Annotated in this window: 1 protein-coding gene; it reads left to right on the plus strand. The window is 70.7% G+C overall.

Features of this window, described 5'->3' with window-relative positions:
• The coding region (locus tag A5775_RS13845) for an AMP-binding protein (protein ID WP_156660692.1) at positions 1-1,190 on the plus strand (1,190 nt) is incomplete at both ends.

Raw genomic sequence — 1,190 nt, forward strand, 5'->3', positions numbered from 1 at the left:
GGAGATCTGGGCGGCGATCCCACCTTCGCCGAACTGCTGGCCCAGGTGCGCCACCGCAGCCTGGCCGCCTACGAGCATCAGGACGTGCCCTTCGAGGTCCTGGTGGAGCGGCTCAACCCCGCCCGAAGCCTGACCCATCATCCACTGGTGCAGGTGATGCTGGCCTGGCAGAACTTCGCCGGGCAGGAAAGCGGCCCCGCCGCCGGGCTGGCCCTCGGCGATGTCGACGTCACGCCCATGCCGGTGGACATGCACACCGCGCGAATGGATTTGACGTTCTCGATGGGCGAACGCTGGACCGACGCCGGTGCACCCGCCGGAATCGGCGGGACCGTGGAATTCCGCACCGACGTGTTCGACGCGGACAGCATCGCGGCGCTCATCGGACGGTTGCGGCGGGTGCTGCTCGCGATGACCGCCGACCCCGCGCGGGCGTTGTCGTCGGTGGACCTGCTCGACGACACCGAACACGCCCGACTGGACGACTTCGGCAACCGCGCGGCCCTGACCCGATCGGCGACCGAGACCGACTCGATCCCGGCGCTGTTCGCCGCGCAGGTGGCCCGCACCCCAGGCGCGGTGGCGCTGGTGTGCGACGGCCACTCGATGACCTACCGCGAGCTGGACGAGGCGTCGAACAGATTGGCGCACCTGCTGGCCGCCCGCGGGGCGGGCCCGGGACAGGCTGTGGCGCTGCTGTTTTCGCGCTCGGCCGAGGCGATCGTCGCCATCCTGGGCGTGCTGAAGACCGGGGCGGCCTACCTGCCGATCGACCCGGCGCTGCCGGCCGAGCGGATCGGGTTCATGCTCTCCGACGCCGCGCCGATCGCCGCGCTCACCACCGCCGATCTCAGCGACCGGCTCGACGGCCACGACGTGGCGGTCATCGACGTGACCGACCCCGCCGTCGACACCCAGCCCGCGACCGCATTGCCGGCACCGGCGCCGCAACACCTCGCCTACCTGATCTACACCTCGGGCACTACCGGCGTTCCCAAAGGCGTTGCCGTCACTCACCGCAACGTGACCCAGCTGCTGGCATCCGGGGACTCGGGGCTGCCGACCGACGGCGTGTGGTCGCAATGGCATTCGCTGGCCTTCGACGTGTCGGTCTGGGAGATCTTCGGCGCGTTGTTGCACGGCGGCCGGTTGGTCGTGGTGCCCGAAACCGTCGCGCGGTCACCGGAAGA

Source organism: Mycobacterium sp. 852002-10029_SCH5224772, assembly GCF_001667315.1.
In the GTDB taxonomy this organism is placed as follows: Bacteria; Actinomycetota; Actinomycetes; order Mycobacteriales; family Mycobacteriaceae; genus Mycobacterium.